21 protein-coding genes are annotated in these 23,825 nt (G+C 58.3%); 11 read left to right on the forward strand and 10 right to left on the reverse strand.

Annotated elements, in window-relative coordinates; translation table 11 throughout:
- Positions 1-55: 55 nt before the first annotated feature.
- On the reverse strand, positions 56-5,275 hold the full coding sequence (locus ACM6I6_RS20735; RefSeq protein WP_414920657.1) for an NEL-type E3 ubiquitin ligase domain-containing protein: 5,220 nt from the start codon (positions 5,273-5,275) through the stop codon (positions 56-58).
- Between the two features lie 239 nt (positions 5,276-5,514).
- Here ACM6I6_RS20735 and ACM6I6_RS20740 point away from each other — a divergent pair, with 239 nt between their 5' ends.
- Together ACM6I6_RS20740 and ACM6I6_RS20745 are read left to right on the forward strand one after the other, a co-directional pair.
- A complete protein-coding gene (locus ACM6I6_RS20740; protein WP_274076845.1) occupies positions 5,515-6,645 on the forward strand; it encodes a sensor histidine kinase in 1,131 nt (376 codons plus the stop codon).
- A gap of 197 nt (positions 6,646-6,842) precedes the next feature.
- On the forward strand, positions 6,843-7,637 hold the full coding sequence (locus ACM6I6_RS20745) for an RHS repeat-associated core domain-containing protein (protein ID WP_274076844.1): 795 nt from the start codon (positions 6,843-6,845) through the stop codon (positions 7,635-7,637).
- Positions 7,638-7,666: 29 nt separating this feature from the next.
- Here the strand turns inward: ACM6I6_RS20745 and ACM6I6_RS20750 are convergent, their stop codons facing one another.
- A complete protein-coding gene (locus tag ACM6I6_RS20750) occupies positions 7,667-7,972 on the reverse strand; it encodes a chaperone modulator CbpM (RefSeq protein ID WP_274076843.1) in 306 nt (101 codons plus the stop codon).
- A 23-nt stretch (positions 7,973-7,995) separates the two neighbouring features.
- Positions 7,996-8,940, reverse strand: coding sequence for a DnaJ C-terminal domain-containing protein (locus tag ACM6I6_RS20755; RefSeq protein ID WP_274076842.1), 945 nt, complete (start codon positions 8,938-8,940; stop codon positions 7,996-7,998).
- Between the two features lie 296 nt (positions 8,941-9,236).
- Here ACM6I6_RS20755 and ACM6I6_RS20760 point away from each other — a divergent pair, with 296 nt between their 5' ends.
- Positions 9,237-10,511, forward strand: a complete 1,275-nt coding sequence (locus tag ACM6I6_RS20760; RefSeq protein ID WP_274076841.1) for an Hsp70 family protein — start codon at positions 9,237-9,239, stop codon at positions 10,509-10,511.
- Between the two features lie 114 nt (positions 10,512-10,625).
- On the opposite strand, the gene ACM6I6_RS20765 is transcribed toward ACM6I6_RS20760, so the two are convergent.
- From ACM6I6_RS20765 to ACM6I6_RS20775, 3 genes are all read right to left on the reverse strand, one after another.
- Positions 10,626-11,639 (reverse strand): AI-2E family transporter, encoded by a 1,014-nt coding sequence (locus ACM6I6_RS20765; RefSeq protein ID WP_274076840.1) that lies wholly within the window; start codon positions 11,637-11,639, stop codon positions 10,626-10,628.
- Positions 11,640-11,773: 134 nt separating this feature from the next.
- The gene (locus ACM6I6_RS20770) at positions 11,774-12,082 is read right to left on the reverse strand and encodes a PsiF family protein (RefSeq protein ID WP_323607438.1); all 309 of its coding nucleotides are present in this window, start codon (positions 12,080-12,082) and stop codon (positions 11,774-11,776) included.
- A gap of 73 nt (positions 12,083-12,155) precedes the next feature.
- Complete coding sequence (locus ACM6I6_RS20775; protein ID WP_274076838.1) at positions 12,156-12,944, reverse strand: AraC family transcriptional regulator; 789 nt, start codon at positions 12,942-12,944, stop codon at positions 12,156-12,158.
- Between the two features lie 95 nt (positions 12,945-13,039).
- Here ACM6I6_RS20775 and ACM6I6_RS20780 point away from each other — a divergent pair, with 95 nt between their 5' ends.
- Positions 13,040-13,927, forward strand: coding sequence for a DMT family transporter (locus tag ACM6I6_RS20780; protein ID WP_323607439.1), 888 nt, complete (start codon positions 13,040-13,042; stop codon positions 13,925-13,927).
- A 77-nt stretch (positions 13,928-14,004) separates the two neighbouring features.
- On the opposite strand, the gene ACM6I6_RS20785 is transcribed toward ACM6I6_RS20780, so the two are convergent.
- The 3 genes from ACM6I6_RS20785 to ACM6I6_RS20795 all read right to left on the reverse strand — a co-directional run bounded on the left by ACM6I6_RS20785 (position 14,005) and on the right by ACM6I6_RS20795 (position 15,947).
- Positions 14,005-14,895 (reverse strand): triacylglycerol lipase, encoded by an 891-nt coding sequence (locus ACM6I6_RS20785; protein ID WP_323607440.1) that lies wholly within the window; start codon positions 14,893-14,895, stop codon positions 14,005-14,007.
- 107 nt (positions 14,896-15,002) lie between these two features.
- Positions 15,003-15,308 carry a DMT family transporter gene (locus ACM6I6_RS20790; protein ID WP_046819737.1) on the reverse strand — a complete coding sequence of 102 codons (306 nt, stop codon included), beginning with the start codon at positions 15,306-15,308 and terminating at the stop codon, positions 15,003-15,005.
- The gene (locus ACM6I6_RS20795) at positions 15,309-15,947 is read right to left on the reverse strand and encodes an FMN-dependent NADH-azoreductase (protein ID WP_323607441.1); all 639 of its coding nucleotides are present in this window, start codon (positions 15,945-15,947) and stop codon (positions 15,309-15,311) included.
- Positions 15,948-16,066: 119 nt separating this feature from the next.
- Here ACM6I6_RS20795 and ACM6I6_RS20800 point away from each other — a divergent pair, with 119 nt between their 5' ends.
- The 3 genes from ACM6I6_RS20800 to ACM6I6_RS20810 all read left to right on the forward strand — a co-directional run bounded on the left by ACM6I6_RS20800 (position 16,067) and on the right by ACM6I6_RS20810 (position 18,743).
- Complete coding sequence (locus ACM6I6_RS20800; RefSeq protein WP_414920658.1) at positions 16,067-17,014, forward strand: LysR substrate-binding domain-containing protein; 948 nt, start codon at positions 16,067-16,069, stop codon at positions 17,012-17,014.
- Positions 17,015-17,230: 216 nt separating this feature from the next.
- On the forward strand, positions 17,231-17,992 hold the full coding sequence (locus tag ACM6I6_RS20805; protein ID WP_323607443.1) for a hypothetical protein: 762 nt from the start codon (positions 17,231-17,233) through the stop codon (positions 17,990-17,992).
- Positions 17,993-18,062: 70 nt separating this feature from the next.
- On the forward strand, positions 18,063-18,743 hold the full coding sequence (locus ACM6I6_RS20810; RefSeq protein WP_274076832.1) for a hypothetical protein: 681 nt from the start codon (positions 18,063-18,065) through the stop codon (positions 18,741-18,743).
- Between the two features lie 72 nt (positions 18,744-18,815).
- Here ACM6I6_RS20810 and ACM6I6_RS20815 read toward each other — a convergent pair whose 3' ends face one another.
- Positions 18,816-20,885: an AsmA family protein gene (locus ACM6I6_RS20815; protein WP_323607444.1), complete on the reverse strand. Its 2,070-nt coding sequence runs from the start codon at positions 20,883-20,885 to the stop codon at positions 18,816-18,818.
- Positions 20,886-21,261: 376 nt separating this feature from the next.
- Between ACM6I6_RS20815 and ACM6I6_RS20820 the strand changes: the two genes are divergently transcribed.
- From ACM6I6_RS20820 to ACM6I6_RS20835, 4 genes are all read left to right on the forward strand, one after another.
- Entirely contained in the window at positions 21,262-21,642 is a 381-nt protein-coding gene (locus tag ACM6I6_RS20820; protein ID WP_274076830.1) for a hypothetical protein, read from the forward strand.
- A 169-nt stretch (positions 21,643-21,811) separates the two neighbouring features.
- Positions 21,812-22,444 (forward strand): TetR family transcriptional regulator, encoded by a 633-nt coding sequence (locus ACM6I6_RS20825; protein ID WP_274076829.1) that lies wholly within the window; start codon positions 21,812-21,814, stop codon positions 22,442-22,444.
- 187 nt (positions 22,445-22,631) lie between these two features.
- Positions 22,632-23,132: an urease accessory protein UreE gene (gene ureE, locus ACM6I6_RS20830; protein ID WP_323607445.1), complete on the forward strand. Its 501-nt coding sequence runs from the start codon at positions 22,632-22,634 to the stop codon at positions 23,130-23,132.
- Complete coding sequence (locus ACM6I6_RS20835) at positions 23,129-23,803, forward strand: urease accessory protein UreF (protein WP_274076827.1); 675 nt, start codon at positions 23,129-23,131, stop codon at positions 23,801-23,803. The genes ureE and ACM6I6_RS20835 overlap by 4 nt, the downstream gene beginning before the upstream one ends.
- Positions 23,804-23,825 lie beyond the last annotated feature (22 nt).

Consider the following 23,825-nt stretch of genomic DNA (forward strand, 5'->3'; position numbering starts at 1 on the left):
TGTACGACTTGGTGGGCCGGCACGAAGGTCGTCAGTCTTCATGCCGGAACAACCATCAGGGTTTCACGGTGAAAGGGATTTCTACCCGTTGCAGTTTTGCCCGGTCCATCGCCTGTTGGGTCAGGGTCTTGAGCAACGTCAGCCTCTGCGCATTGAGCAGGTTCATTTCCGTTTCATACTCCTCGGTGGTCATGACGCATCCGGGGGCGATCGCACTTTCCGGCTTGCCGAGTTCTGCCGCAAGCACCCTGATTTCCTCTTTCAACCGGGCTTTTTCCTGCACGGAAAGAGACTCGGTCGCCCGTCTCTCCAGCGCCATGTAAAACTCGGTTGTCGCATCGAGTCGACGCCGGATGGCCTTGAATGCAGCGCGATTGGAACCCTGGATGTAAGAGGCCCAGAAGGGCTGTTCGACAATCGAATCGCGTAGCAAATCACCCTCCTCCAGCGCCAGCACACGGGCGCAGGCGTCATCGATCATCGCCTGGGTGACACCCGACAGGGCTCTGAATTGCAAGTCCCGCGATTGCCATGGAAGATCCAGCCGGCTTGCGAGGTCCGTCATGTACGCCAGGTGAGTCTCGACTTCATCGATGGACCCGGTGACCACTCCTTGCGCATCGAGCCGCATGAAGCTGTCACCGCTCTCCAGTCGCCGGGCAATTTCCTTATGGGCGATGCGGCTCAGCTCATCCAGACGGGATTTGCCCCTGGCCAGCGACACCAGTTCGGCTTCGACCAGGCTCGGATTGGCCAGCTCGTAGGCTTCGTGAATCAGCACTTCAAGGCCCATGGCATTGAACAGCGCCGCCCCGGCGTCGACACAGTTGATCGGCTCTCGCGCCATGGTGAAAATCTGCTTGCGCAGTTCGCTGTTCTTTTCCATGGCCTCCAGCATTCGCCAGAGCTTGGCCGTCAAATCCACCCTGAAGGCTCGGTCATTTTGAAAGTGGCTGGATTGGGTGAGCAGTCTGATGTGATCGAAAAACGGCACTGAACCGATCTCATCTTCCACCTCATTCCATATTGGCTGGCGGTCAACCCATTGCGCTCGCGTCATGCCTGCCTCCCAGTCGAGACTGTCGCGCACGCCACGGGACGGATAAGGCCGATCAGGGTCCAGGCCCACGGAGTGGGTGTAATCCCTGAGCTGATTCAGGTTTTCTGGCGATAGCCACTCCGGCTCTCGGTTCAACAACGTCCTCGCCAGCAACTCCGCCTCCCCGGAACCGGGTACCACCTCAGGCACAACGCTGATGACATTGCGCTGCAGGTTCACGAACAAATGCCGCAAACGCGGCAAGGAAAACAGGCCCGCGGGCCAGGTATTGATCCCGGTGTCCGCCAGGATCAACGTGTGCAGCAAAGGCATACGACCGATGTCCGGCACCCGGCCCAGAGGATTGCCCCGCAGGTCGATGGATTCGAGCCGGATGAGGTCGCGCAGCGCGTTCGCGGCCTCTACCGTCAATTCGATCCGGTTGTGGCCCAGGTACAGCGCGATCAGCGATTGCATGCGACCTACTGCAGTTGGCAGGCGGGTCAGGCCATTGTTGTTCATGTTCAGGGAACGCAGTCTTGGGAAATGCTCGATAAACCCGGCATGGGCATCGGTCAATCCGGTATCAGCCAGATTCAGCTGGGTGACATGCTCAAAACTGGCTTGCAGCCTGGGCATCGTTTCCAGATGCCGCCCCATGGGCATGTTGCTTAGATCAAGGATCCATCCACGCTGGTTTCCCATGGCGTCGAGCTCCACGGGGCAGTTGCGTTGCCAGCAGCTTCTGATCGCCCTGTAGACACTATTGCGCGACTGCCATTGTGAAACGCCATCCGCGCTCAGGCTGAACGAGTCGAGGGGTGAATCCAGCCAGCGTCGAAAGCTGCTGTTGAGTTGATTGAACTCGGCTTCAAGAGCCCCCACTCGCTCCTCGGGTGTGCTCCCGCTGTCGCTGTGCTCCAGAAAGGTTTGAATGTCGGTTTCGCTCCAGCCGGGGCGAAGCGACTGGAGCCGTGCTTGCGCAGTCAGGTGGCCGCCGACTCGACGAAGTTGTTGGGAGAAGCCTTGCATACCCCCCCGCAACTTCATGGTATCGGGATCGTACTTCGGTTTTCGCAAAGGATTGTCCGCCAGGATCGACCTGAACCTGTCGTGGCTCAGTGGAGAACGCAGAACGGATTGCTTGAGGGTTTCCCATTGATTGATCTGATAGCCCAGCGCTTCGCGTTCGGCATCGGGCAAGGCATGCAGGGCAGCGGCAAAGAAGTTATCCGGGCCGTGAAGCTCATGATCGTCTGCATTGCGCGCCTCATACAGACCCTCTTCGTTCTTGACCAGCACCTTGCGGATGGGGGCGTCAGCCGCGCCGATACTGTCATCCAGCGCGCCTGTCGCGGTACCGTTGCGCACCTCGATACGCACGTCTGCAGACCAGCCCGGCAGCGACTCAAGCGTTCGCAGAACCAGGCGCTCAGTGTCCGGGTCTTGCAGTTCATCGTGGAAAAGCCCCTCATAAGCGCGGTTCAGCCGCACCTCCAGCAACGCCGCCCGAGCCTGATGTTTGAGATGCAACGGTACGCGCTTGCGCTCGGCCATCACCGCCAGTTCCTCTGGCGAGGCTTGCGCCAACAGCTCCCTGGCGACACTGGTCGGCAGTTGCGGGAATGCGTCCTGAAGCCAGGCCACGTTAGCGTCGGTCTCGACCGCTGCGTGCTTGTAGAATGACTCGAAGAGTCGCTTTTTCTGCTCCTCTGAGTACATGGCCAGACGTTCCTGCAAGGCATCGATTTGCACCTGCCGGTCTTCGCCGATATCCCGACCGAGTACCTGCTGGATCTCCTCTTCGCTGAAAGCGTCCAGCACGCGATCAGATAATTCGCCGGCCTTCAATTGCGCAAAAGTCAGCTTCACGCGGTGTGCAGGCACAGTTTTCTGGTTGCCGTGCACGATGGAATCGCCCCACAACTCCGGCCCGCGGAACAGCTCGATGGCTTTGTACTCGGGCCATCGCGGCAATTCTGTCATCAAGGGTGGCAGGTGATCCGCCCATTGCGGCGCGACCTGATTGAGCCGTATTTGATCCACCAGCGTGCGCACATCGGCATACGCCTTGAAGCGCTTGAGGGTGTCGGCCAACACCGCCGGTGGCGGCTGTGTCTCTACTTGCAGCTTGCGCAGCACATCTTCCTGGACACCGCTGGCGATACGGATCTGTTCCAGCGTCTGATCGGAAAATGCATCGACAGAAGGGCCCAGACGCCGCATCAGTTCGGTCTTGTCCCACTCGACCGGGCGATCGAGCTCGGTGTGCCAGGCACCGGCACCGTTATGTTCCACTCTTGGCTGATAGGCTGTCGGCCGGTTCGGGTGCCTGAGTCGCGGTTGACCGGTCTGCGGATCTTCCTTGACCTCAAGATGCCTGCCATCCAGTGCCAGGATGTCCTGGCCGTTGTGTCGATGCAGTCCTCGTTCGTTGGGTTTGGAGTCGTTGGGCAACGACACTTTGTGATCGTAGGGACTCAGATCAGGGTTCCACAGACGGGTTTTGCCATCAGGCAGCTCGACCTTTTTCAGTTGGTCGATAAAAGGCGACACTTTGACCGCCACCGGCGTGCCGCCTGGTAACACATGCCCGGCGCCCATGAGTGCCAGTTGGGCGAAATTGATCAGAACCGCGGTGAGATGAGACGCGGCCTCTTCCTTGTCGCCTTTGCTCCAGTCTTCGATACCCTCCAGGGTCTCAAGCATCATCTGGCCGACCATCACCGCCAGCACGGCTTCGCCTAATCCCGGCACCAACATGGCGCCGAAGTTGAACAGGTTCCAGCCAATGTCCAGGTAACTGGTCAGGCGTTTCCAGCGCGCGGTGGCGTCTTCATCGCCCGTGGGTACGGCGATCTGTCGCGCATCGGCAATCGCCTTGTCTCTGCGCCAGGCACAGAAATGCCCCCAGAAATCGCCTTCGATCAGGTTGGTGATGGGTTCGGCATCCGGGTTCTCGACGGCGGTCTCGCGCCACCACGGGCCCATGTCCAGCGGCTCGCGCTGTGTCCAGGTAAAGGTGCTGAAGCGCTCGTTGACCCGTGCAAAGAAGCGCCCTTTGTCCTTGTGCGGCACGAACCGGCTGAAGAACTCCTGGTACTGAGCCGAGCGCAACTGGCTCGTCAGTTCCTTCATGAAGTCGGTGAAAGAGTCGTATTGCCTGAGCGGATGATCCGGGTCGCCGGGGATGTAGGCGATCAATGTCCCGTCCAGCCGACTTTGTTCATGGATATCGTTACGGCGAACCATTTCCTCGACCACCCCGGTCGGGCCATTGGCAAAAAAGGCCTGGAGTGTCTTGAACTGGTCATATTCATACCCCGGCAAAATTTTCAGGCGACGAGACCAGTCGATCAGGTGTTGCAGCTGCTCCGGAACCAGCTCCTCGAGAGCCTGTTTTATTAGCGTGGGATCGGCCAGCGCACTGAACAGCACAATGCCCGTCAGCCGCGTGCCCATCAATGAGAGCCGGTGACATTGCAATGGACGGCCCTCGTACAGGATGCTGTCCTGGTCATCCCGCAGCTCGATCAGTTTTCCGAAGGTATAGGAGTCGATATCGTTTTTTAATAGCGCAATGAGCATGGACTCACTGAAAGCAGCCCTTTCATGGGCCATGAACCGTTGTTCAAGTAGTTGTCGATCGGCAGTGACAGCTGGCTTGAGCAGAGACTTGATGTGTTGCTGATACTGCGCGCCGATATCGAGTTTGCGACACAACGCGGTGAACTTTTCGACACTGCACTCATGACGCTGAAGTTCCCCCTCAGAGTCTTTGATGAAAATGCCTGAACCGTCGCGAAAGGCGCCTTCGAGGGTTTCAGACAACTCAAAGTTATGCAGGGCGGCTTCCAGCAACGACGATTGCCTGAGCCGGCTGGCCTGGGTGTCGAGGCCAATGCCGAGCGGGGCGGGAACATAGAGGCGCAATGAAGTCGTGCTGACATCCAGTTCGACGTTCAGCTCGTCGCTGAGGGCTTGGGTCAGTAACGGCTTGGCAAACTCATTGATGTCGGTTTGCAGATTACCGACCGCATCAGAAACAACATCTTGTAAACGCCAGCGCTCCTGTATGAGTTGTTGCAAGTATTGACGATCAATCGCCGATGCCTTGATGTACCAGTCCGGAAAACCGGGCGTCAGTTGCGTAACCGATGCCAACCTTGAAGCCGAAGCATTTTTTATCAGGGCTGGCACTTTCTCAGCGAAATAATCCGAATAAAGTACAGTCATTTTCGCAAATCCTTATGCGATGAGTAGTGCCCCAGCTTATTCAACCGCCTCTAAAACAAAAGATTAAAATCCTGCTGGAACAACCCAGAAAAGACCCAGGGCAAGATCGAATTCGAGAACCGGAAAAGTAAATAGATACCACCCTATCGCCCCCGGACCTGATCCATCCCTCAGCGGTAGTTTTTGCCCGGCGGTAAAGAGGCTAAGATCCCCCCTACATTCCCAGCAGGAAACCGGTCATGCGCCTCCCCGACTTCATCAGGCAACACGTGGACCGTATCGTTGATGAATGGGAACAGTTCGCCAGTACCATCACGCCGGCGGCCGAAAACATGGACAGTGCAGCCTTGCGCGACCATGCCAAGGCGATTCTGTTGGCCGCCGCGCGTGACATGACCACCGCGCAAACCGCCAGCGAACAGCTGGCCAAGGCCAAGGGTGAAGGCCCCGAGAAAACCCCGAGCCTGGACGAAGCCGGTGCCAGCCATGGCGAGCTGCGGCATACCGTGGGTTTCGACCTGGTGCAGATGACCAGCGAATTCCGCCACCTGCGGGCCTGTGTGATTCGCCTGTGGGTCGACAGCCTGGAATCACCGGACCTGACCTATTTCCAGGACATGATCCGCTTCAACGAAGCCATCGATGAAGCACTCGCCGAATCCACGGCCGCCTATGCCGAACAGGTGAACCGCTCGCGGGATATCTTCCTGGCGATACTCGGCCACGACCTGCGCGCGCCGTTGCAGGCGCTGAGCATGTCCACTGAATTGCTGATGCGTAAAACATCGCTGGAAGGCGATGCGCTGGCCTGCGCGAACAACATTACGCGCAGTGCCCGGCACATGGCGGTGATGGTCAGCGATCTACTGGAGCTGGTACGCAGTCGACTGGGCAAGAGCCTGCCAATCGATCCCAAGCCCATGGACCTTGCCGATGCCGCACACGCGGCGATTGCCGAAGCCTGCGCCGGTAACCCGGAGTGCGATCCAACGGTCAGGGTAGAGGGAGATACTCGAGGGGTCTGGGATGCCGGGAGGCTGGGTCAGTTGCTGCAAAACCTGATTGGCAATGCGTTGCAGCACGGTGCGAACAAACGTGATGTGACGGTCACGCTCAACGGCGAGCCCGCCGCGGTTCGCATAACGGTCCATAACTACGGAGCGCCGATTCCCGCGAACGCCATCGGCACGATCTTCGATCCACTGGTGCGCAGCGCCGACGAAGAGCTTGGGCAGCCGTCGACCAGCCTGGGCCTGGGGTTATTTATCGTCAAGGAAGTGGTGGATGCGCATCACGGAACGATAGAAGTCAGTTCCAACGAGGCCGATGGCACGTTATTCACTGTAGTGCTGCCACGCAATCCCCTGTAGGAGCTGCCGCAGGCTGCGATCTTTTGATCTTCAACGTTCTATCAGCCGCCAAAATGCAGCGGCAAAATCAAAAGATCGCAGCCTGCGGCAGCTCCTACGGGAGCGGTGCACTATCAGATCTGCCAGTTCCCCATCCCGGTCATAGCGAGTAGAAAGAAGACGAATATCCCTCAAGCGCAACCAGGGAAGGTTTTTTCATGAGCCGCTCAAATCTCGATACCCCCAAACAGCAACGTACCGTCCTGTTAGCCACCGATCAGCAAAACTCGGTGCTCAGCGAAATTATCAGTGGCAGAAACAATCCCATGGCGTATTCCGCTTATGGGCATCAGTCAGCCGAACATGAGGTTGTATCGGGCCTGGGGTTTAATGGTGAATTGCGCGAGGCATCCCGTTGGTACTTTCTGGGCAATGGTTATCGGGTCTATAACCCTCGGTTGATGCGCTTTCATAGCCCGGACAGTTGGAGTCCGTTTGGGGCGGGTGGGTTGAATGCGTATACGTATTGTGAAGGGGAACCGGTGATGGGGTCGGATCCGACGGGGCATTTTAACCCCTCGAAGTGGTGGGGAAATATAACAAACTTTTTCGCGGGATCAACCAACCGACTGGTTTTAACACCTCCAAGACGTACGTCTTCTACGGTCGAGCTGATTCCTATAGGTAAATCGCCTCAAGTCCTCACTGAATTTAGCTTGCCGCTGCCCTCAGTCCCTCCCGCCTTGCCTGGTCCCCCCTTAAATAGATCTCTTAAGCCGACGAACCCTGCAACACGGAATGTTCCAATTGATCATCAAGGACCACTAAACACGTATTTTAACCCTGTCACCCGCCCTCTTCCTACTCCTCCAGATCAAATTGAAAAAGGAGTTGATATAGGTCGTGATGGTGTGGAGCTAGTGGAGCTAGCGGACCTTAGTAAGCATTTGAAACGCCGGCAGCAACCAGTGAGCCTGCAAAAACTCAGCAAATATTTTAGAAGCCAGAATTAGGAGCAAACAACGAAGACCCCGAAGGCAAACTACTCCACCACCAACCGCCCCAACCGCTGCCTCAACATCCGGTTCTCCGCCCGCAATTGCTGGACCTCCTCGAGCAAATCCAGCGCCAGCGCAACCCCTTCCCATTCCAGTTCCAGATCGCGCCGCAGCTTGGCGGCGCGTCTGGCCAGGGTCAGTTCGTAATCGGTGAAGCGCCAGTCCTTGGGCTGCCCGCCCTGAGGTTCGAGGATGCCGTGTTCGACGATTTCGATCACGTAGACGTCCGACAGGTCGGTCGCCTCACAGAATTCTGCCAGGTCCAGTTGAACGATCAGGGGGCTGCTCATGATGGGCTACTCCGTCGCTGGGTTCAGAAGTTTTCTCGCGGGTTGAAAGCGGCTTTCTTGGCCAGTTCCTGCCACAACGCCTTGACGTCATCGTCTGCGGCCTTGGGCATCACGGCCTTGAACTGGATGAACAGGTAACCGCGTTCGCCGGCCTTGTTCATCAGACCGTGGCCCTTGGCGCGCATGCGTTGGCCGTTCTGGCTGCCCGCCGGGACCTTGAGGTTGATCTTGCCGGTCAGGGTGGGCACGGCGACTTCGGTGCCCAGCGCCAGTTCCCACGGTGCCAAGGGCAAGGTGATGATCAGGTTCTCGCCTTCGACGTCGAATTTCGGGTGTGGCGCAAAGCGAATGGTCAGGTACAGGTCGCCATTGGCACCACCGCCGACTCCCGGAGCGCCCTGGCCCTTGAGGCGAATGCGTTCACCATCGGTCACACCCGCCGGGATCTTCACGTTCAGGCTTTTGCTGGTGTTGCTCACATGCTGGCCGGCCGGGTTGTACTGCGGCACCTGGAAGGTGACCTTCTTCGACTCGGTCGACAGGGTTTCTTCGAGAAAAACGCCCAGTTCCATCTCCACGTCTTGCCCTCGGCGTCCGGTGCTGCGACGTGATTCCGCCCCGCCGAAGCCAGGGCCACGATTACCAAAGATCGAGCTGAAGAAATCCGAGAAGTCACCGGTGTCCTGGCCACCGCCGCCAAAACCGCCACGGCTCTGCCAGCCCGGTGGTCCCTGGAACGGTTGACCATGCTGACCATAGCGGCGCAATTCATCGTATTCGGCGCGTTTGTCAGCGCTTTTCAACGCCTCATAGGCTTCAGAGGCGTCCTTGAACTTGGCTTCGGCGTCCTTTTCCTTGCTGACATCGGGGTGGTATTTACGCGCCAGCTTGCGATAGGCCGCCTTGATCGCCTTGTCGTCTGCTGTCGGCTCCACGCCGAGAATCTTGTAATAGTCTTTGAAGTCCATCGCGGGAATCACCATCCGTTATCGAAATCGCGCCACCTGCCCCAGCATGCACGTGTTTGCAGCACAAGGTTAGACCGATCTCAAGGTTGTGACCGGGCGGCGCGTAAGAAGTTTATCGGCAGCGGGCGGTGCGACTTACGGGTGCTCCGCGGCTACCAGCTTGATGCAGGGTAGTTTGGGGGTGTTGAGCCATCTTTCAAGACATTGTTTCCCGGAATTAGCAGATAGTCGGCCTTCGAATCTGTCGCGCACTGACATACACTGCGCGGCCGTTTTTTAACCGGAACCGCAAAGACATGAACAACGCATCTCCAGCCCGTGCCGTGGGCATCGACTTTGGCACGTCAAACTCCACCGTCGGCTGGCTGCGCCCCGGCATGGAAACGCTGATCGCGCTGGAGGACGACAAGATCACCCTGCCTTCGGTGGTCTTCTTCAACATCGAAGAACGCCGCCCGGTGTACGGCCGGCTGGCGCTGCACGAGTACCTGGAAGGTTATGAAGGGCGGTTGATGCGCTCGCTCAAGAGCCTGCTGGGCTCCAAGCTGATCAAGCACGACACCAGCGTCCTGGGCACGGCGATGCCGTTCAAGGACCTGCTCGGCCTGTTCATCGGCCAGCTCAAGAGCCGAGCCGAAACCGCCGCCGGTCGGGAATTCGAAGAAGTGGTGCTGGGCCGTCCGGTGTTTTTTGTCGACGATGACCCGATGGCCGACAAAGAGGCCGAAGACACCCTGGTGGACGTCGCGCGCAAGATCGGCTTCAAGGAAGTCTCCTTCCAGTACGAACCGATTGCCGCCGCGTTCGACTATGAGTCGACCATCGAGAAGGAAGAGCTGGTACTGATCGTCGACATCGGCGGTGGTACTTCCGACTTCTCGCTGGTGCGTCTGTCGCCGCAGCGTCGGGGCATGGATAACCGCCAGGATGACATCCTCGCCACCGGCGGCGTGCACATCGGCGGGACCGATTTCGACAAGCAATTAAGCCTGCAGGGCCTGATGCCGCTGTTCGGCTATGGCAGCCGGATGAAGAGCGGCGCCTACATGCCCACCAGCCACCACATGAACCTGGCGACCTGGCACACCATCAACTCGGTGTATTCGCAGAAGTCCCAGCTGGCCCTGGGCAGCATGCGCTACGACATCGAAGACACCGGCGGCATCGATCGTCTGTTCAAGCTGATCGAACAGCGCGCCGGGCACTGGCTGGCCATGGAAGTCGAAGAGACCAAGATCCAGCTGACCCATGCAGACCACCGCCACGTACCGCTGGATCGCATCGAAGCCGGCTTGAGTGTGGAGCTCAGCCGTGCCCTGTTCGAATCGGCCATCGATAACCTGCTCGAACGCGTGCGCAACAGCGTCACCCAGCTGCTGACCGACGCCGATGTGCGGGTCGATCAGGTGGACACGGTGTTCTTCACTGGGGGTTCGAGTGGTATTCCGGCGCTGCGCAACAGCGTCTCGGCGATGTTGCCGAATGCGCGGCATGTGGAAGGGAATATCTTTGGCAGCATCGGCAGTGGCCTGGCGATTGAGGCGGCCAAGCGTTACGGTTCGATGGGCTGATCCGAAACCGAGTCGCCCCCATCGCCAGCAGGCTAGCTCCCACAGTGAAATGCATTCCAATGTGGGAGCTAGCCTGCTGGCGATGGCGTCAGATCAGGCGCTACATCTCTCGGATCAAACCATCCCGACCTGCTTCAACTCGCTCTTCAGGTACGCATAATAAATCGGCCCTGCCACCACCCCCGGCAGGCCGAACGCGGCTTCGAACACCAGCATTGCCAGGAGCAACTCCCAGGACTTGGCACTGATCTGCCCACCGACGATCCGCGCGTTGAGAAAATACTCGAGCTTGTGGATGACAATCAGGTAGCCCAGCGCGGCCAGCGCCACCCAGATCGACAGCGACAGGCCGACGATCGTGATCAGCGTGTTGGACATCAGGTTGCCGATCACCGGCAACAGGCCGAGCAGGAAGGTCAGCACGATCAGGGTCTTGGTCAGGGGCAGCTTGATGCCGAACATCGGCAGCACCACCGCGAGGAAAATCCCGGTAAAGAAGGTGTTGAGCAGGGAAATCTTGATCTGCGCGAACACGATGTTGCGAAACGCCTGCACCAGCAGGTGCAGGCGGTCGAACAGGGCCGCGGCCAGCGGTTTGCGTTTGGTCAGGTCCGGGATGCGTTGCAGGGCAATGATCGCCCCGAGCACCATGCCGATCAGCAACGTCACGAACATGTGCGCCGCATCCTTGCCCACCAACTGCAAGTCACTGAGGTGCTTGCTCACCCACTCGCCGATCGCCACGCGAAACTCCGCTGCACTGGCGGGCAGATAGGCATCGATGAACGGCGGCAATTGCCCGCGCGCGCGATCGACCACGCCCATGAACTTGTCGAGGGAAGCCCCGGGGTTTTCCGCTTCGTGCAACAGAAAGCTGATGGCACCGGCGAAAATCAGTGTCAACGCGCTGACCACCAATGTGCCCAGCAACGCCACCGCCAGCCACCGCGCACGCCGGCCTTCGATCAGCCGCTGCAATTGCGGGGTGAGCATGTTGACCAGTTCGAACACCAGCAACCCGGCCAGCAGGCTGGGCAACAACCGCAGCGGGATCACCAGCAGCAGTCCGCCAAAGATGATGACCCAGCTAATGACCAGCAACACATGACGTTGAGAAAACGTTGGCATACAGCCTCAAAACGAACGGCGTAAAAGGATTGGCAGTCTGCCAGCGATCCGATGGCAGCACTAGGGAATGTGTGGGTCGACCTTTGTCGGAGAGTGATCGGTTATTTGCGCTGCTCGCATTCCCGGCCCAGTGTTTATTTTTTCTTCAGGCAATCACTCATGAACGCCTTGCGCTCATCGCCCTTGAGGGCCTTGGTCGTGGCGTCGGCATTGCAGGTTTTCATTTTCTCCTGCTGTGGCGTCAAGGCAGGGACGGCTTCAGTGGCCGCCGGTGTCGCCTTGAGGCAATTGCTCATGAAGAGTTTGCGCTCATCGCCCTTGAGGCTTTTGGCCGTGGCGTCGGCGTTGCAGGTGGTCATCTTGTTCTGTTGGTCAGTGGCGGCAAAACCTTGGGAACACAGGAGCAAACCGATCAGCAGCAAAGGGGCGCGCAACATCGTCATGGAGTGTTCTCCTTGTCACCGCACCGAGGGGGAACGGTCTTGCACTGGAGTGTAGACAACACCTGTAACACCTTCATCCTGTCTCCAGGTGGCTGCGTCGATACTGCTCCGGCGTACACCCGGCCTGGCGCTGGAACATGGCGATGAACGCCGAGCCGGTGCTGTAGCCCAGGTCGAAGGCGACGTCCTGAATGCTGCGGTGACTGTCCAGCGCCTCGATCGCCGTCAGAAAGCGCAGGCGTTGGCGCCACTCACCGAAACTCATGCCCAACTCGCGGACAAACTGCCGCGCCAGCGTGCGTTCGCTGACATGAATCTGTGCGGCCCAGTCTGCCAAGGGCCGGTTATCCCCAGGCTCGGCTTGCAGTGCCTCAAGGACTCCAAGCAATCGGCTACTGCTGGCATAGGGCAGATAACACTCATGCACCGGTGCTTGCTGCAGTTGATCCACCAACACCTGGGCCAGGCGCTGGTCCGCGGCCTGCTTGGGGATCTTCACGTCCCGGGCGGCAAAGTCCTTGAGAATTGCCTTGAGGATGTCGCTGATGGCCAGTGTGCAAGCCTCTTGTGGCAGATCAGCGCAAAGGGTGGGCGCCAGGCAGACTGCGCGATAATTGATCGGCTGGTTGCTGTAGAAGCTGTGCTCGGTCTCGGGGGGCACCCACACGGCGTATTGCGGTGGTGACATGAAGCGACTGCCGCCGATTTCCATGTGCAGTACGCCATGGGCCGAATACTCCAGCGTGCCCCACGGGTGCCGATGGGCCGAGGCAAAGCGATGGGCATCGAAATCGGCGTAGCGGAAGTACACCGGGGCGGGTAACTCGCTGAAATCCAGCAGGTCGATGTGTTTACTGGTCATGCTGTCCGGAATTGGCGGTCGGTTGTCTGTATTGAAGTATAGGCCTGTAACCAGACAAGGGATAATTACCCCTTATCAACGTTCTGGTTTTCCCCATGCAATACGCTTATCCCCTGCTGGCCATTTTCATCTGGGCCGGCAACACCGTCATCACCAAAATGTCGGCCGGGGCGATCTTCCCCGCCGAGATCGGATTCTACCGCTGGCTGCTGGCCGGCTTGTTGTTCACGCCCTTCATGCTCAAATCGGTGATTGCCCACTGGCCGGCTATTCGCCCGAACCTGGGCAAGATCTTTGTCCTCGGCGTGCTCGGCATGGCGGTTTACCAAAGCCTGGCGTACTTCGCCGCGAGCCTGACCTCCGCCACCAACATGGGCATCATCCTGTCGTTGATGCCTTTGATGTCGCTGGCCATGGCGATCATCAGCCTCGGCCAACGCCTGACTATCGGCGCATTGGCCGGTGCGGTGCTGTCGTTTGCCGGGGTATTGGTGGTGGTCTCGTCCGGTAGCCTGGGCGTGCTGCTGGAACACGGGGTGAACCTGGGCGACGCGATGATGCTGATCGCCACCCTGGCCTACGCGATCTACAGCACCTTGCTGAAAAAATGGCAGCTGCGCTTGCCGCCATTGGTGCTGCTGTACTTGCAGGTGCTGGTCGCGGTGGTGGTGTTGTTTCCGCTGTTTCTCGCCTCACCGAAAACCGGCCTGACCTTGCAGAACATCCCCTTGGTGCTTTACGCCTGCCTGCTGGCCTCGATGGTCGCACCGCTGGCGTGGATGCAGGCCGTGGTACGTTTGGGGCCGAGCCGGACCACGCTGTTCTTCAATTTACTGCCGTTGATTACCGCGCTGATTGCGGCGGTGGTGCTGCATGAGCAGTTGGCGCTTTATCACCTGGTGGGCGGGATGTTGACGTTGGGCGGGGTGATTCTTTCCGAGCGCTGGACCACCGTATTGGGCCGCAAGGTCAGCGTTGCCTGAGCCAAAAAGGTCGCAGCCTGCGGGAACGCATTCCCCCTGTAGGAGCTGCCGCAGGCTGCGATCTTTTGATTTTGATCTTATAAACCGGCAGCCTTTAACCGAGCCGCATGCTCGACAAACAATCGGATCGGCTCCGCCCCCTTCCCCACCAGCCCCAGCGACTGATTGACGATGTCGAAATGGTCCAGCGGATACTCGTCGCCAATCACCGTCCCCAGGTGCGAGGAATACCGCCCGACCATCCCGTCGCAATGCCCGGCCTCGCGAACGAAGGTTCTGGCAAACAAACGACAACTGCGGTTGGTACCGTCCAACAGGTTGCGCCCGCGATCGGTCTTGCCCGGCTGCAAGGTCCCGGACCAGGAATAGTAACGCACGCCGTTCACCTGTTCCGGCCCCTGCCCGCCCCAGGTTTCAGGCAGCCCCTGTGGATAACGTTGATTGAACAGCGCCACGCCCTCAGTGGTGAGCGAATGATGGGAAGCGTGGATATCCACAGGCAACTTCGGTCCGCGATAGCCGGTTTCCAGCAGGCACATCAGCGCCGCGACGCACCGTATGAAAAAGCTCACCAGCCGCCCCATGGCACTGTCATGCGGATAGTGCTTGTGCAGATAGTCCGCCAGTTCCGAACCATGATTGGGCCCCGCCACCGAGGTCACCGAGGCGATCAGGTCCGGGCGTTTGGCTGCTGCGTAGCGGGCGGTCAGCGACCCCTGGCTGTGGCCAATCAGGTTGACCTTCCCGGCACCGGTCTCGCGCAGAATCTCCTCGATCCGCGCCAGCAGTTGCTCACCGCGCACATCATCGGAGTTGAGCGGCGAAACCTGCACCGCAAACACCACCGCACCACCACGGCGCAATGCCTCGGCGATCCCGTACCAGTACGGATAAAGCACCAAACGGATGAACCCGAGCATTCCCGGGACCAGCACCAATGGGTAACGCGTGGCCAAACCTTGCGACATGGGCGAGACATCCTTGTGATCGTGAGGTGATGCATAGCGGATGCAAGACATCCGCCAAGCTTCGCCAGCGAACATGACAAACCGACGACCAGTCTAGGACATCTGCCCTACTTCAGTCCCACCACACCTGCCACGATCAGCCCGACCGACAGCAGCTTGACCGCGGTCAGGCTCTCACCGAGCAAGGCAAAGCCGAGAAACACCGTGCCCAGGGAACCGATGGCGGTCCAGATCGGGTAGGCGATGCTCACCGGCAACTCGCGCATGGCCAGGGTCAAAAAATAAATCCCGCCCACCGCGGCCACGATGGTCATCAGCGAGGGCCAGAGCCGGGTAAAGCCCTCGGCGTACTTCATGCCCATGGCGAAGGTCACTTCGAACCCGGCGGCGATCAGCAAAAACAGCCAGGCCATCTAGAACTCCCTGGCCAGCGCCAGCAAGCGCTGCTCTGCTTCGGCGGCGGAGACCTGGAACGTGCGCGCCTCGGACTCTTCGCCTTCGGCGGCGACCACCGTGACATCGGTGATGCCGATGAATCCCAGCGCCGTGCGCAGCAGCGTATCGGCATGGTTCATTGCCTCCAGCTCGCCGCCCGGACCGAAGCCGAAACCGCCGCGACTGGTCACGATCAAGGCCTTTTTACCCTGCACCAGTGGCTCGTACTGCGCGATGCCGTTATCCAGGGTGTGATTGAAGGTCAGCCCGAGCCGCACGATCTGGTCGATCCAGGCTTTCAAGCCGCTGGGCACGCTGAAATTGTGCATCGGCGTGGAAATCACCAGCACGTCATGTCCGAGCAACTCGCCGACCAGCGTGTCGCTGAATGCCAGATCCGCTTGCATCGACAGGGGCCGCGCGTCGGGTTCGGGATAGAACGCGGCGGCCACGAACGCTTCGTTGACCGGTGGGATCAACGCTCGGCCGACTTCGCGGCGGGTCAGCTTCGATTGCGGGTGACGGGCCTGCCAAGCCGACAGAAACACTTCCGCCAAACGCCGGGAGTGCGAACGATCCCCTCGTGGACTGGCATGAATCGCAAGAACTGTGCTCATCTGACTCTCCTTGGGACTAAACTCAAATTGCGGGTGGCTTGCAGCTTGTAACTCACTGCTGCCCACTACAACTGAACAAAAGTCAGTCCGGATGAATCTATTTCATCCATGGAGATATCATGTTTGCCTCATTGCCATTGACCGCCCTGCGCGCTTTCGAATCCGCCTCGCGCCTGCTGAGTTTCAAGGCCGCCGCCGAGGAGCTTTCAGTGACACCGACGGCGGTGTCTCACCAGATCCGCTCGCTCGAGAGTTGGCTAGGTGTGGCGCTATTCGAACGCTTGCCACGCCAGGTGCGCCTGACCGAAGGTGGCGAACGGCTGTTCCACAGCCTGCACGGCGCCTTGCTGGAAGTGGCGCAAAGCGTCGACACCCTGCGTCCGCACCGCAGCGGCACGAACCTGACGATCTCCACCACCGCCGCCTTCGCCGCCCTGTGGCTGGTGCCGCGCCTGGGCCGATTCTATGCTCGACACCCCAACATCAGCCTGCGCCTGGACACCCATTGCGAAGTGATCGATCTGCATCAGGACGCCAGTGTCGACCTGGTGGTGCGCTACAGCCTCGATGACTATCCGAAGCTGTATGGCCTTTGCCTGTTCGACGAGTCTTTCGGAGTTTACGGCTCGCCGGAACAAGTGGCCTTGGCTACCCATCACACGCCTACGCTGATCAGCGTGCGCTGGCACAATTCCAAGCTCTACGCCCATGGCTGGGAAGCCTGGTGCGCACAGTCCGGCGAGGATTGGTTGGCGGGTCAGCCCACCGTGCGCGAATACGATGAAGAACATTACGCCTTGCAAGCGGCGATTGCCGGTCAGGGCCTGGTGCTGGCGAGTAATATCCTGATTTCAGAAAGCGTGGCCAGTGGGTTGCTGATGGCTTATCGGGGGGAAATCCAGGTTGATGGTGCCGGTTACAGCGCACTGTGTGTACCGGGACGTGAGCGACATCCACCGGTGCGTGATTTTTTTGCGTGGTTGCGGGAGGAAGCTCGAATGTCCGGACTATTGCCTGGCGGCAACTTGGACTTTGAGTCCCCTGGACATAAAATATCACACTCGTAGTGCAACCTGCAGACCGAATACAACGAAAATTAAAAAATCTTCAACAACTAGACAGCTTGCTTAAACCCTCCACAAAGTTTACTTCACCACCTGCTGCACCCGCATAAAAAAACTAACAGCATAGAGTTACAAAGACTCGCTAGACATCAACACGTAGTTCTTTATATTGAACCAACAGACAAACACTCTGTTCAAAAACTATAAAGGACTATAGACATGCACATCGAACAAAGACTTGAACTTCTGGACTCTCTGCCTCCTCTGCCCGCAGCCAGCATGCCAACCATTCGAGCTTTCGCACCTGAAGTTCCGATTGATCCAAACAAGCCAAGCGGAACCGTTGGAAATGAAATGGTCAACCTATTCATGGCGGGCACTGGCGAACAAAATCGTAGAGACGTCAATAGCTGCAAGCAATTAGTACAACATGCAGCCACTAAACTTTACGACCCGCAAAAAGAGCTATACCAGTGGTACAAGTATTACGTCGACACTTTGCAAAAGCTCGGCTGGATTACCCAAGCCTCACAATTAAAAGAGCAGACAATTAAACGTAGCGGTTTGACAATGGACACCGTGGCTCTGTATGTGATGCAAGGCTTTGTAGGCGCTAACATTTCAAAACTAGCGGAACTGGCTGGTAAAGGCTTGGCAAAAATCAAACAAAGTGACGGCCTGGTTGATATTTATAACGGTACAGCCAATGTCGGATCTGACGCAAAATTTGACATGTCACCGATTTGGGAGACCAAGGAAGGCTACCCAATGATGATTCTTAACTGCAATACCCTGAACGTACGTGAAAGCAGTCGAGGTATTCTTTGGTGGAAGTCAACAACCCAGGAAACAAGAATAAAAACAGCCGCACAGGCCGTATACCTCAACGTGGACGTTTATGCGGGGATACGTCAAGCTGTTCTTGATAAAATCGGCGCTACCGCCAAAAACGCACTTGCCGACATTCCGAACATGGACTGATAAATATTCTCGAATAGTAGCTCGCGAGTCCTCACGAGCTATTTCAATTATAATGAAAGCGAAAAACTCTATGACCGACACTACATTGGACATCTATATTGTCGATGGAAACGTCACTTTGTTTTTTGGAGAGCATTCAAACTCTTTCAAAAGTGACATTTTGAATTCCAGCTTGCTAGCGCATCTGGTTTCAAATCCGAAGGGCATTGCTACAGATGACTGGTTCCACTCGTACAAAAAACTCTTGGGATCACTATCATGGCTACTTAAAAGCGACGGCACTCAAAACCCCAAAGTGCAATCAGCGAGCATCTCAAGCCTTGCAAAACTTGCTTTATCCCGTTATCTATCAGCCACTCAGCTGGATAAGATGACTGAATGTCTCTCTGAAATAAAACACTTACCAAATGATTCCGAAATCCTGTCTGCAATACAAAAAAGACTCCAAACAACAGATAACAGCGTCAAACAGACAACCACGACAATCTGCCCTCTTCTGACCATTGTTTGCGATGGCGGAATGGTCATATCATCGCTGATTCGCTTCGAGACTAGTGGCCGCATTGACGTTTCCATTTTCGACGAAGAACTGCCATCGAGTAAAATAAATGGCACACCGAAAATCAACCAGTGGATTACTTTTCTGGGCGAAGAAAACTATGCCAACATTCGAAATACCGTAATTGAAAAGCTCGGCAGCAAAATTAAAACAAGACTATTTCACCTTGATGCTGCCTCCTCGTCAAACTAGCACTTATGTGCCATACGACCCGCACGCTATTGGCAAACTCGACACCATTAGCGTGCGCTCCTAAACAGGCTTCTATCTTTCGACGGACTTCGGTGCTTTACCCGCCTTCATCTGCTCCAGCAACGGCGCGCACTGATTCGGTTCTCCGCCACTTGGTGCAACCAACGCCAACAACCCCGCCGCCGGCGCGGCAATCACACCCAGTGCAACCATCCCGGCCCCACGCAACATCAAGGGTACGGCTTTCACGCCAGCGTCGGGCTTGATGAACTTGCCTCGCACATACAGCGGCGAACGCAGTGAGATCAGCCGCCAGCCCTTGGATTCCGGCGTGATGGTCAAGTCCAGCTGCTCGGTGGCCATGTTCGCCGTGCCATCGATGTAAATGATCGCGTTCTCGGTATCGAAGACGAACAACCGCGTAGTGGCCAGACCACTCTTGATATCGAAATCGGCAGCGGCGCAGTTGATCTTCACTTCTTTGTCGCCAAAGATCTTGCCAACCACATAGTTGCCTACGTTCAACCCGGCCAACTCCATCAACTCACGACTGATGGCGCCGTCATTGATCAGCATTTTCAGCTTGCCATTGGCACTGCCCAGCAACTTGGCCACCGAGTTGCCGCGCCCGGTAATGTCGGCATCGCCATTGAGTTCGCCGAAGCTGGTTTTCATTGGCTCGAAGGTCGGGAACAACTGCTTGAGCTTGAAGCCCCGGGCGGTCAGTTTTGCCTGGCCTTCCAGCGGTTCGGTGTGCCCGTTCAGGCGAATCTGCGCATCCAGCTTGCCACCGGCCACGCCGAATCGCAGCGGTTCCAGACTGAGTACGCCATCGGTGAGCACCAGGTGCGTGTAGAGGTCGTTGAATGGCAACTTTTCGCTATGGACGATGCGCTTGCCGGTGAATTCTACATCCGCGTCCATGTCGCGCCAGCGATCCGTCTTGAACTCCTCGACCGGCAGTACTTTGTCCGCCGGCTGTTTGCTCTCGCCGCCGCGGGCTTTCTGCTTGGCATTGGAGTCGGCGCCGATCAACGGTGCCAGGTCGGCAAACAACAATTGATTGGATAGCAGCGAACCGCTGAGTTTGGGCCGTGGCTTGCCAGCGACGTAGGTCAGGCTGCCATGGATGTCGCTCGCGCCGATCGTGCCGTTGAATTCCTCATAACGAAATACCGCACCGCCCGGCTCATGCAGCTTTGCGATCAGATGGCCGTCGGTGGCATAGGGCGGCGTATCCGGCAGGGTCACGCCGGTCAGGGGATAGAGGTTGCCCAGGCTGGCGCCGGCCAGTTTCAGGCGCAGATCCAGGGCGCCCAGATTCAGTGGATCGGTCAGCGTGCCGGCCAGCTCGACGCTGGTATCGGCAATCTTCGCTTGCGCCTGCAGCGGAAACGGCCGGGCCGCGTCCTGCAGCGCCAGCAAGCCGCCGATCTTGCCCTGACCCGTGAGTTTCTGGCCGTGATACTGGCCTTTGACCTTCAGGGCAAACGCGTAATCCTGGGGCGCAGCGCCTTGCTCGGACACGGTTTTCGCCGCTTTGTCGCCGACGATTTCGCTGAAGGGAATCGGCTTGCCCAGGGGGTCGATCAGCAGGTCCAGTTGGGTTTTCAGGCTCTGGTCGTCGAGGGTGACATGTCCCTTGTCGAAGCCGATCGCGCCGATATCCAACACCCAGGGTGAGGGCTCGGCGTTCGGGTCTTTCGGGTCGAACTTGAAGGTCCAGTTGGCACGACCGTCGGCCAGGCGTTGCAACTCGGCATTGGGTTCGGTGAGGTCGATGCGGGGGATCACCACGCGCTGCGCCAACAAGGCCAGGGGCGATATGCGCAGCTCGACGCGCTTGAGGCTGGCCATCTGCGGTGCCTTCGACCAGTCCGGGTTGCCCAGGCTCAGGTCTTCCGCCACCACGTGCGGCCAGGGCACCCAGGCCCGCCAGCCACCCTCGTCGGGCTCGCGCTGCCAGACCACCGCCAGATTGCCGTTGATGGCGAAGGGGCGGTGCAGTTCTTCGGACACCTTGGCATTGAGGGGCGGTTTGATCCGGTTCCAGTCGAAGAACACGATGATCAGCACCAGCACGGCCAACAACACAACGAAGCTGGCCAGGGTCCAGGCGAGAATCTTACGGGTGCGCGTCATTGCACAGAGCTCCTGATACGGCTGAGCGCCACGATCGCGATGCTCAGGAGAAACGCAGGGCCAGAACCGGCCCGTCATGCAGTCTACGACTGGAAAATGGCCCGCAGGTTTAATCGAAAAGCCGATTTTGCCGCAATTGACGTGTTCAACGCGGCCCCCTCCTCCCGTCCGGCGTTACCGGCGACGCACTTTTGCGTGGCGTGGGTGAGTCGAAAATACCCACCGCAGTGCTTCGCAAAGGCCCGGTTTACAAGGGCTGCAGAGAACAATCAATTCCGTTGATTATTAACATTGCGTTTATGAACTTTTATATCGACTTATCGAGAGTAGCATTGCCCTCGTACCCAATTTATCGCACTCCTACGGAGCACCCATCATGAAACGCCAACTTCTGCTTAGCCTTACACTTTCAATGCTGGCCAGCACCGCTTTTGCACTGCCAGCCGCTGACCAGGCTACCCCGCAAGTCAAAGACACCCACTCGGTGTTCAGCCAAACCGTCGCCGCTGATGGCTCCGACCGCACTCCAGGTCAAACCATTGCCGAAGGTGGTAACGATCGCCTGAAAGAAAAAGGCCTGATCACTGAAGACGGCTACGATCAAACCCCACAAGGTCAAACTGTTGCAGAGGACGGCTACGACCAGACTCCACAAGGTCAAACCGTTGCCGCTGATGGTTCCGACCGTACCCCAGGTCAAACCGTTGCCGAAGGCGGTGGTGACCGTGTCATCGAACGCAACAGCGCTATGAGCTGAGCCCATGGCGGCCCCGAAAAAAAGCCCAATCACCGGATTGGGCTTTTGACTTTCTGGCTGTTCCGTTTATCGAAGCCGTACCTCCCCGCCTGATTCCCTCTGTCATTCGACGCCGGCAAAGCCGATTTGCTAGAGTGCGCCGCAGTCCTTTTCAGAAAACGCCCTTGCGATGCTGCCCCGCGCCGAACAGAAACAACAAACCCGTAACGCCTTGATGGACGCGGCCCGCCATTTGATGGAGGGTGGCCGAGGATTCGGCAGCCTGAGCCTGCGCGAAGTCGCGAAAACCGCCGGAATCGTCCCCACCGGTTTCTACCGGCATTTTACCGATATGGATGAACTCGGCCTGGTGCTGGTGAGCGAGGTCGGCCAGACCTTCCGTGAAACCATTCGCCTGGTGCGCCACAACGAGTTCGTCATGGGCGGCATCATCGACGCGTCCGTGCGGATTTTTCTGGATGTAGTGTCGGCCAACCGTTCGCAATTCCTGTTCCTGGCCAGGGAACAGTATGGTGGCTCGTTACCGGTACGCCTGGCCATCGGTCGACTGCGCGAAAACATCAGTTCGGACCTGGCCGCCGACCTGTCCCTGATGCCGAAACTGCAACACCTGGACATGGCCGGCCTGAGCGTCATGGCCGACCTGATCGTCAAAAGCGTGTTCGCCACCTTGCCGGACATTATCGATCCGCCGGTCGAGGCGCTGCCCGAGCACTTGACGCCCCAGGCAAAGATTACCCAACAGCTGCGGTTCATCTTTATCGGCCTCAAGCATTGGCAGGGGCTCGGCAGTACCGAGTAAGCACCGCGAAAGAACACCTGACTGGCTTCAACCTGGTGCACATGGAAAAAACCGTGCACCAATTTCAGCCAAAACCCTCGACACCCAGAAACTTTTCCTACGCCTCCTACAGGTATTTCCTACGCATCCCCGGATTGGCAAGCCCCTTGCTCTAGCCTGAGCATTGTCCATTGCTGGAAGCTTTCCGATGCTGGTGATTCATCGCAGAATCGACCCTCAACCCGACTGGGCCGCCGAACTTCACTTGACCTTCGAAGCCCGGAGCAAAAGCCGTTTGCGCTGTTTCAGTGCCCAGGGCGAAGACGTCGGGTTGTTTTTGGAGCGGGGTCAATCGCCCTTGTATGACGGCGAATGTCTGCAAGCCGAGGATGGCCGCGTTGTCCGTGTCTGTGCCCGTCCCGAGCAATTGCTGCACGTCACCTGCGCCAATGCCTTCGAACTGACCCGTGCCGCCTATCACCTGGGCAATCGCCATGTGGCCTTGCAAGTGGGCGACGGCTGGTTGCGCCTGCTCGACGACTACGTGCTCAAGGCCATGCTCGAACAACTCGGCGCCGAGGCCGAGCCCATCGAAGCTGCGTTTCAACCTGAACACGGCGCCTACGGCGGCGGCCATCATCATTCGCGTCACGGTGATGAAGACTTCAACTACCCGCCAAAACTGCACCAGTTCGGCGTGCGCCCATGAACCCTGCATGGGCATTGCTGCGCCTGGCCAGTCCGCAGTTGCCGATTGGCGGCTACAGCTATTCCCAGGGCCTGGAAATGGCCGTGGACAACGGCCGTGTGCACGATCCCGACAGCGCGCGCCGCTGGATCAGTGATCAGCTGTTGCTCAATCTCGCCCGTTTCGAGGCGCCGCTGCTACTCGCCCATTGCGTGGCGGCGGCCGAGGAAAACTGGAGCGAACTGCTGCAGCGCTGCGAAGAACACCGCGCCAGCCGGGAAACCCGCGAGCTGCATCAGGAAAGCCGGCAAATGGGCTACTCCTTGCAGCAGTTGCTCAACGGCCTGCCTGAGCTTGATTCAGCAGCGCGCGCCTTTCTCCAGCAACGACCCGAACCCCACCTGGCCCTGGGCTGGGCGCTGGCCGCTCGCGCCTGGCAGATCAGCCCGCAGGATGCGCTGGCCGCGTGGCTTTGGAGCTGGCTGGAAAACCAACTGGCGGTACTGATGAAAACCCTGCCATTGGGCCAGCAGGCCGCGCAGCGCCTGACCAGTGAACTGCTGCCGCTGCTGCAACAAGCCCAGCAGGACGCTACCCGAATCAACCCCGAACACTATGGCAGCGCCGCGTTTGGCCTGTCCCTGGCGTGTATGGCCCACGAGCGCCAGTACAGCCGCCTGTTCCGTTCCTAGGGCCTTTCATTTTGGAGAATCA

It is taken from the genome of Pseudomonas sp. IT-P218 (assembly GCF_949767605.1).
Taxonomy (GTDB): Bacteria; Pseudomonadota; Gammaproteobacteria; order Pseudomonadales; family Pseudomonadaceae; genus Aquipseudomonas; species Aquipseudomonas putida_AE.